We start from the raw sequence: 8,463 nt of genomic DNA, 5'->3' as shown, positions 1-8,463 counted from the left end.
GCTGTGAGTTCAACGGGTCGATGCAACGCTATCCTTAATCAAGGGGGACGTTGCCATGAAACGAAGAACTCGGATTAACTACACGCCAGAGCAGAAGGCAATTATCTGGGACAGATATAAGCAAGGTGATTCTCTACATGATATCGCCAGAATGTTCGACAGATATCATTCTTCCATTATGCCCACTATCCACCAGACAGGCGGCTACCGTCCTCCCGTGCCAAAACGGCACCGATTAGCGCTTTCGCTTGATGAAAGAGAGGAGATATCCAGAGGGCTGGTAGCAAAACTCAGTATCAGGGACATCGCCACCAAATTATCAAGAGCGCCCTCAACGATTAGCCGCGAGGTCAGGAGGCACGGTGGTGCAAAACAATACCGTGCAGCAAAAGCCGATGCTGCTGCGTGGGAAAATGCGCTGAGACCAAAACCTTGCAAGCTAATTGAAAGCCCCGCATTGTGTAAAATCATTGCAGAGAAGATGCATCAGGACTGGTCGCCGGAACAGATCGCCGGTTGGCTGAAACGCTGTTATCCGGATAATCAGGAAATGCATGTGTCACACGAAACGATTTATAAAACGCTTTTTATACAAACCCGGGGAGCATTAAAAAAAGAGCTGCAGCAATGCCTCAGAAGCGGAAGAGCAGTGCGTAGATCCAGAACGTCATCGCTTAAAGGGAAAGGATTAGGGTCAATCCCGCACACGATACCTATCAGCGAAAGGCCACCAGAGGCCGCTGACAGAGCCATTCCAGGTCACTGGGAAGGTGACCTGATTCAGGGCTCGAATAACTCCTATATCATCACCCTCGTAGAACGTCATTCCCGTTTTGTTATGCTGGCGAAAATCAGAGACAACAAGACCATAACGGTTATATCTGCACTCATCAGACAAGCCCGGGAATTACCTGCTGAGCTTTATAAAACATTAACTTGGGATCGTGGCGCTGAAATGACCAGCCACACACGATTTACTGTAGCGACAGACATTCAGATTTATTTTTGTGATCCTCAATCTCCCTGGCAACGTGGCTCAAATGAAAATACGAACAGATTGCTCAGACAATATTTTCCAAAAGGAACTGACTTATCGGTTCACAGCCAGCAAAGACTTAACAGTGTTGCCAGACAGCTCAACGAGAGGCCGAGAAAAACGCTAGACTATGAATCACCCGCAGAGCGGTTCAATAAGTGTGTTGCGTCCATCAGTTGAACTCACAGCACAAAGGAGCCAACTATGACGGACTCTCTCGTCATGCGCGAAAATTGGCTACAATCTAAAATCCAGTTCCTTTCCGAAATCAAAACCCGGGAGAATATCTCACAGGAGACATAGCACCTTTCTTTCTGAGGTCATCAGGGATCTTCTTACCTAAATAAAGCTGTGTAATCTCAGGAGATGCAGCCCTACCCCGGAACCCAAAGCGGGAACTTTGAGTAGCTTCAAACTCATCATCTGCATCCCATGAATCTATCTCTGGGAAATTCTCACGAGTAGACTTGAGCCACTCATCAGCAATATATACGCCCCTCACGATACCTCTTACTGTCGCCAGTATGACCTCAGCCTTACGAGCACGCTCAACGCTGACACGCCAGCTAAACCGTACTGCATCATAGAGGTCAATATCCTTTGAACTCCTGTTAACCGATATCATTAGGGTCTTATGTTGGAACGTAATTGTTTCAGGTTGGTACGTAGCGATTAACTCTTTGATGTGTGCAGCACCGAACTCATTACTGCCAGCACCGTTCATGATGTTAGTTAAACTAGGATAGGCGTCTATGAGTGCTGCTTCAACCTCGTAAGCGGTCTTTTCTTCAGCCATACCGTGCCGATGGATAACATGGATAACCTCAAGACCAGCTAGTCTGATCTCTCGAAGTTGCTTGAGTTTGTTACTCAGTAACTCATCATCATCCACTGCCGCAACCTCACCACGCATATGAGCAAAGACACGATTACCTTTCCCTTTCCCTACGTAGAACGTACTGCCATCCCTCGGGTCAATTAGGCGGTATACATACCAGCCAAGATGTTCGATGACTCCAGCTGGAAATTCATTAATATCCATATAACAACACCCGCAATTTAACTTATATTTTACAAAATAAACACAATGCTGTCGATTGACAACTTATAGTCCCGATTAGTTAGTATTATGATTTTTATAGTGAAGGATAAGAAATGCCCGCTTTGTATTGAATCACGATACAGCAAGATTAACCGGTTCCACTACGCACAGTCTGTCACAATCACGCCCAGCCCCAGAGCACGGTGCTGTAACCGGAAAATATGTTCCAATTGGCTACCATGTTGACTCTCCCATATAGCTACGTTGTCGTGCAGTTCCCGGTGGCAAATACGGCACATAGGCATAACGTGAAAATCCCCTGCTTTCATGCCGGTACCGCCGAACCCGTAACCAACAAGATGGTGTGGATCGTCTCCAGGTTCACCGCAACCGCAGCACGCCTGCATTTTGACCCAGTCAGTGTACGCCTGACATTCCCAACGAGGAATTTTCGGACGGCGCATGTACTGCGCTGGCGCGTCAACATCGATCGCGACAACCAAAACCGGCGTATCCTCGACAGCAGTTGTAATTATTGCTAGGGGATCTGGCGGGTTTATTACCAGTTCGCTCTCGCGGTAGACAGGTTTAATTGGCTCAGTTGAAGGCATGCACAGCAACTTACGAATAACTGTGTCAGGGAGGAGACCAGCAACTCGTTTAACCAATGCCCAGCAACCCAGGTCACTGATAGTAACGATGTGATGATCGGGGTACCGAAAATGCGAGCGAACTGATTCAAGAATGTAATGCGCCGCATTTTGACGGGCAATATCAGCAACCAGCGCTGGAGGCTGGTCCACCAGCACGCGGTCATGATGCCAGCACAGGCAAAGGCCTGATTGCTCGTACCTGGCCGTGGTAAGTTCAGGGTGATGGTATTCATCTGCCCCATGATTCCACTGGCAGACGTTAAACTTTCTGACCCAACTCTGGACTGAGCCACCTGCGGCGCGCAGCACTTCAGGCTCCATCCAGAATGATGAAAATGCGGGATCCAACAGTAAGGGCTGTTCTTGTGGCAGTAAACCGGGCTTACGCCCGGCTTCCATTTCACTAGCCGGGGCAATAATCACTGGCCCGTAAAACAAGCTCATTAGCGAACGACCCGGTCGCAGAATCACCAGATCCAGTTCACGAATGATGATGGGGTTAAGCAATGTGCGCATCGGCTTTCCACCCGCCACGTATCAACCGGACACTACTGTCACATTCATTTCCCCAACAATCCCAACCAGGTATGTCGCCGCGCGCGAATAACTCAATACGAGGAATTTCCCCCACCAGCCGCTGCAGCATTTCACGAAATACCACAGGCTTGGCACTATGTTCTCCGCGCGGAGCGGTAATGTGCTGACAGATCGAAGCATCCAGTCGAACAGGCAGGCGCCCACGCGCGGCAAACAAGCAATCTTCGGAGTTAGCTCGGGTAAGATGCCCCATTCCAATAGCGCTGTTACCCTTAATCCGGTTAGTTTTGTGCCATGTGAAACCTTTCATCGTGACCAGACGAAAACCCCAGGCTTTCATGACAGCCAGCGCCTCTTCGGGCTGAGTCGGTACCCACCACATAGCGAGCAGGCAAGACTCAGGGTTAGCCAGATCCCAGACAGGTAAACGGCAAATGTCATCAAACCGCATTACCGGATATTTGAACCCAGCACCGCGCTTACCATCTGCAGCACTGTCACGGTACGACCATGGAGGATCAGCATAGATAATCTGATACATCAGCAAATCCCCCCTGCGCCACCAGGAGTGAATGGCATAGCGCTTAACTTTTCTTGCTGCGAGTCAGTATCAAATTTAACGTCACGGCTTAAGCGGTATAACCGCAGGTTCTTCAGATTAAACATTGCTAACCTCATATTTTGTTGGTTTAAGTACGCTGGTCAGGCGCGATTTCTCGTGTTACTTCGTTCGTCTGGTCAGCCCAAACTTATTGCGAATATCTGTAATACGTTTTAACCCCTCTTCACGCGACAATGCCGGACGGGGTTTTTCAGTGAGTACCAGAATCGGCATCGCGAGTATGGACGGACAGAACAGCTTTCTGTCCGGTTTGTCTTCATTCCAGGACAGCAGTCGAGGGAAAAGAAACAGTACTTTTCTAAAAGGTCTTTTCCCTACAGCTGGGAAAGTGGCATGAAACGGGCAGGCGTTAGAGTGAGGGACCCTTATCAATCTCGCCATACATACGCATGCTGGCTACTGTCATCAGGAGCTAACCCATCGTTCATTGCCAGTCAGATGGGGCATGAGAATGCAAAGATGGTTTATGAGGTTTATTCGAAGTGGATAAGCGAAATGAATCAGGATCAGGTAAGCATGCTGAACAGCAGGATGCCGACCCAAATGCCCCCATTATGCCCCCAGCGCACAGCCTGAATAAAAAACACGCTGCAAAATCAACAAAATATAATCAACTTGCTTAATTACTCTGCAATCGCGTGAGATCAGGAAGAAAAATGCCATTTCCCTCTTGCCTCATTCGGTCTGTGCCGCTAATATTCGTCCCCGTTGTCACCTACAACGTTGCGTTCATAGCTCAGTTGGTTAGAGCACCACCTTGACATGGTGGGGGTCGTTGGTTCGAGTCCAATTGAACGCACCATCTTGCGTCCGTAGCTCAGTTGGTTAGAGCACCACCTTGACATGGTGGGGGTCGGTGGTTCGAGTCCACTCGGACGCACCAAATCATCTCTTCGATTTGGTGCTATTTCCCTTCAAAACTATCGTTTTATCTTCGGTTTTATCATTTCCTACGTTGCTACAATAGCAATGCGTTAAATCATTCTAAATTCCATGCTCAACGCGTATCATTCATATTCTTCGTATAATGTCTTTCGTCAGAGCCCGGATACCATGCCCTCTTCCATCCTCCTGTTCGCCGCGGGCAGTTTACGCCCAGCATTTACCCCGCTGATAAGCCAGTTCACGCGCATGAGTGGAATAGACGTCAAGATTGAATATGGTCCGGCCGGTTTACTGCGCGAGCGTATTGAAACGGGTGAACCGTGTGCGCTCTTTGCCTCCGCCAACCGGGAACATCCGCAAAACCTGCTGGTACGTAATAAAGCCGTCTCAACGCACACCTTTTGCTGGAACAAACTGAGCCTTGTCAGCAACCGAATCGGAACCTGGCTGGATTTACTCCGCGACCCAACGCTGCGACCAGGTACATCAACGCCCGGCTGCGACCCTTCCGGAGACTATACCTGGGCATTTTTCGACAATATGGATGTACTGGAACCAGGACTCGGGCGGCAACTTCGGGCGCGCGCTATCCCACTGGTTGGTGGCCGTGATACGATAAAAATCCCGCAAGGAGAACTGGCGAGCGCCTGGATCCTGCGCCAGGGGCTGGCCGATCTGTTTATCGGTTACGCGCATTACGCACACGCGCTGCACGCGATGACCGACGTACATTACGTGGCTATTCCGGACGAGCACAATATTCGCTGCGAATACCAACTGGCGGTGCTTGAAGCCTCCAAAGAAGTCATGGCGCTGGTTGAATTCATACTTTCCCGCAGCGGTCAGGCGTTCCTTACCGCCGCAGGATTCTTACCGCTTAACGACGAATAGAAAACAACGGTGCGATAAATGGCGTAGGGTGATTCTCCACGCTAAGTTTTCGCAGCGGTAAGCCATAGGCCAGAAACAGATTCTCTTCGGTCACAATGCTGTCCGTTGGCCCTGCCCGCCATTTACCTTCAGGGAGTAGCAGCAAAGTATGGGAAGCAACCTGTAACGCATGAAGCGGATCGTGGGTCGAAAAGAGAATGCTGCATCCCTGTTGATGGGCCAAATCGCTGATGAGCTGGAGCACCACCTGCTGATTGGCGAGATCCAGCGCGGAACACGGTTCATCAAGTAACAACGTTTGACACTCAGTCACCAGAGCCCGGGCAATCATCACTAACTGTTGCTGCCCGCCAGAAAGTGAGCCAAATGAGCTGGAGGCAAGATGCGCAATACTCAACTGCTCTAATGCCTGCATTGCTCTTTGTTGATCCTGCTGGCTGGGTTGCGCAAAAAGCTTCACGTGCTGTGCCCGCCCCATCAATACCACGTCGCTGACCGTATAAGGAAACGGTAGATGGCTATGCTGTGCCACAATTCCTATCCCACCGTTATTTTCAATACTCCCGCCTAAAGCAGGCAGCGTGCCGGTTAGCGTATCAAGCAGCGTACTTTTACCCAGACCGTTACGTCCAAGCACGGCCCAGATATCACCTTTCTGGCAACAGAACGTTAGCGGCTCAAATAGCGGCGCGCGATACCCATAAGAAAGCTGATTTACGCGCAGTGCGGCAGGTATCATGAATTCTCCCGACAGTTGGTACGAATGAGCAAGAAAGCAAACAACGGCGCACCGAACAATGCGGTGATGATCCCCAGCGGTATCTCCGCGTGCATCAGGGTGCGGGCAATATCATCCACGACAATCATAAAACCGCCCCCCAACCAGAAGGCACACGGCAGTAGACGACGATGATCAACGCCCACCAGCAAACGCGCCAGATGCGGAATAACCAACCCAACCCAGGCAATACTGCCGCTGACCGCCACCTGAGCGGCGACCAAAAATGCGCAGCACACCAAAACGCTGCGTCGCAGAGGAACCACCGCCACCCCCAGTGCTCTGGCATCTTTGTCATTGAGCGATAACAGGTTTATCCGCCAGCGTAGCTGGAACAAAACCGTCGCGGCGATACCGACTGGAACCGCCAATAGCAGTACTTTATGCCAGTTGGCCGTCGCGAAGCTCCCCAGCAGCCAGAACACAATATTAGGTAACGTCTCTTCGGTATCAGCCTGATATTGGATCAGGCTCACCAGCGCGGCAAAAAAGCCGCTCAAAATGATACCTGACAGGATCAACACCAGCGTATTCTCCAGCCCCTGTAACGCAGCAATGGCATACACCAGGATCAATGCCGTCAGACCGAAGAAAAACGTTGACCCCACCATCAGCAAGGGCGAAAGACCGAGCAGGATGGCCAGCGTTCCGCCAAAGGCCGCCCCCGACGTCACACCGATAATATGCGGGTCGACCAGCGGATTATGAAATACTCCTTGCAACGTCGCCCCGCATAACCCCAGCGCGCCCCCCGCCAGCAGCGCCATCAGAATACGCGGTAATCTGACCGTCCAGATCACCTGGCTGGCTATTCCCTCAGCGTCGCTATAGTGCGTCAGGTGGTAAAACACCTCGCTTAACGACAGCGGATATTGTCCGAGGCATAGCGAACTGACGCCCAGCAACAGGATCACAACGATTAAGAGCGGTTGCTGGGGCAAAAAACGGTTACTTAGCTGCATCAGACTGCCAGTTCACACGATAAAAACGCTGATAGTAATCTTGCGCCTGCGCATCAACTTCCACATCTTTATAGGCATCCGGATACAGTTTTTTGGCCATCCACAGTTCACCGATCGCCAACGCCTCCGGCATCGGATAGCCCCAGGCTTTGGCGTATTCAGGCATCAACCAGACACGATGATTTTTCACCGCATCAATCCCCTGCCAGTTCGGATCGTTTTGGATCTGAGTTACCACCTGCGGATAGCGATCCTGGACAAAAATCACCTGCGGGTTCCACGCTAATACCTGCTCCAGCGCAACCTGACGGGCCCCTTTCACACTGGCAGCCGCCACGTTCAATCCCCCCGCGTGCTGCATCATCAGTCCGGTGTACTTACCGGAACCGTAAGTCATCAGGTCGGGGTTAGCCATATAAATACGGACTTTTTGCGCATCCGGGATGTTTGCAACCGGCGCATTGAATTTTGCTCGTGCCGCAAAAACGTAGTCGATAAACGTTTCAGCCTGCGGTTTGCGCCCCACGACATCCGCAATCAGGCGAATACCCTGCTTTAACCCTTCGTTGTAGACCTGCTCTTCATCGGCCATAGTCGGGTTCATTTTATTCTGTTGCCCGTCGGCATCTTTGCGCAATGAGATAGCAACGACCGGAATACCGGCGTTCTGAATCTGCTGGATCATCTCCGCGGGCGCATAGTTGGCGACAAACACCACCTGTGGATGAATTGCCAGCAGGCTTTCGATGTTCACGCTGGTGAGATCACCCGGCGTCGGCAATGTAGTAATCGTCGGCATAAAGCGCGCAAATTCAGGCCCGAGCTGTTTTTTCCAGCTCGACATAACGCCAACAATGTCCTGCTGGGCATTGAGCTGGACCAGAATATTCAACGTCTGGTGTTGCAGCACGACGACTTTGTCCACATGGTCAGGGATCGTGACCTGACGACCAAGCTGATCGGTGATCGTACGGTCGGCCTGAGCAGAAAACGCAAACAACATGCTGGCGCATACCAGCACAAAAGAGCGGAAAGTTAACATGGGATACCATCTGAA

General features: G+C 50.9%; 8 protein-coding genes, 2 tRNA genes and 1 pseudogene. 5 read left to right on the top strand and 6 right to left on the bottom strand.

The features are described 5' to 3' along the window. The first annotated feature begins 55 nt into the window (after window positions 1-55). Complete coding sequence (locus tag OGX66_RS07175) at window positions 56-1,216, top strand: IS30-like element ISCfr4 family transposase (protein ID WP_286510989.1); 1,161 nt, start codon at window positions 56-58, stop codon at window positions 1,214-1,216. An 88-nt stretch (window positions 1,217-1,304) separates the two neighbouring features. Here the strand turns inward: OGX66_RS07175 and OGX66_RS07170 are convergent, their stop codons facing one another. From OGX66_RS07170 to OGX66_RS07160, 3 genes are all read right to left on the bottom strand, one after another. Beyond that, window positions 1,305-2,078, bottom strand: coding sequence for an LEM-3-like GIY-YIG domain-containing protein (locus OGX66_RS07170; protein ID WP_088902365.1), 774 nt, complete (start codon window positions 2,076-2,078; stop codon window positions 1,305-1,307). A gap of 161 nt (window positions 2,079-2,239) precedes the next feature. Beyond that, window positions 2,240-3,247 carry a DUF968 domain-containing protein gene (locus tag OGX66_RS07165; RefSeq protein ID WP_088902366.1) on the bottom strand — a complete coding sequence of 336 codons (1,008 nt, stop codon included), beginning with the start codon at window positions 3,245-3,247 and terminating at the stop codon, window positions 2,240-2,242. Then, complete coding sequence (locus tag OGX66_RS07160; RefSeq protein WP_088902367.1) at window positions 3,231-3,809, bottom strand: MT-A70 family methyltransferase; 579 nt, start codon at window positions 3,807-3,809, stop codon at window positions 3,231-3,233. The genes OGX66_RS07165 and OGX66_RS07160 overlap by 17 nt, the downstream gene beginning before the upstream one ends. A 291-nt stretch (window positions 3,810-4,100) precedes the next feature. On the opposite strand from OGX66_RS07160, the pseudogene OGX66_RS07155 reads away from it, so the two are divergent. From OGX66_RS07155 to OGX66_RS07140, 4 genes and pseudogenes are all read left to right on the top strand, one after another. Next, window positions 4,101-4,466: pseudogene (locus OGX66_RS07155) on the top strand (tyrosine-type recombinase/integrase); the annotation flags it as partial. Between the two features lie 149 nt (window positions 4,467-4,615). Continuing rightward, a tRNA-Val gene (locus OGX66_RS07150) sits at window positions 4,616-4,692 on the top strand. Between the two features lie 4 nt (window positions 4,693-4,696). After that, window positions 4,697-4,773 (top strand) — tRNA-Val (locus OGX66_RS07145). Window positions 4,774-4,943: 170 nt separating this feature from the next. Then, window positions 4,944-5,666, top strand: coding sequence for a substrate-binding domain-containing protein (locus tag OGX66_RS07140; RefSeq protein ID WP_088902369.1), 723 nt, complete (start codon window positions 4,944-4,946; stop codon window positions 5,664-5,666). Here the strand turns inward: OGX66_RS07140 and OGX66_RS07135 are convergent. Genes OGX66_RS07135 through OGX66_RS07125 form a run of 3 tightly spaced genes read right to left on the bottom strand, consistent with a single transcriptional unit; the run spans window position 5,653 to window position 8,448 of the window. Beyond that, window positions 5,653-6,405 (bottom strand): ABC transporter ATP-binding protein, encoded by a 753-nt coding sequence (locus tag OGX66_RS07135; RefSeq protein WP_003836510.1) that lies wholly within the window; start codon window positions 6,403-6,405, stop codon window positions 5,653-5,655. The two genes, OGX66_RS07140 and OGX66_RS07135, sit on opposite strands and share 14 nt — an antisense overlap. Then, a complete protein-coding gene (locus OGX66_RS07130; protein WP_088902370.1) occupies window positions 6,402-7,406 on the bottom strand; it encodes a FecCD family ABC transporter permease in 1,005 nt (334 codons plus the stop codon). Before OGX66_RS07130 ends, OGX66_RS07135 begins: the two co-directional genes overlap by 4 nt. Continuing rightward, complete coding sequence (locus OGX66_RS07125) at window positions 7,393-8,448, bottom strand: ABC transporter substrate-binding protein (protein ID WP_275388246.1); 1,056 nt, start codon at window positions 8,446-8,448, stop codon at window positions 7,393-7,395. The genes OGX66_RS07130 and OGX66_RS07125 overlap by 14 nt, the downstream gene beginning before the upstream one ends. Window positions 8,449-8,463: the final 15 nt, after the last annotated feature.

This window comes from Citrobacter sp. Cf072, from assembly GCF_030334485.1.
Classification (GTDB): domain Bacteria; phylum Pseudomonadota; class Gammaproteobacteria; order Enterobacterales; family Enterobacteriaceae; genus Citrobacter; species Citrobacter freundii.
Note: the sequence above shows the minus strand (reverse complement) of the source record. Positions and strands in the feature narration are given on the sequence as shown.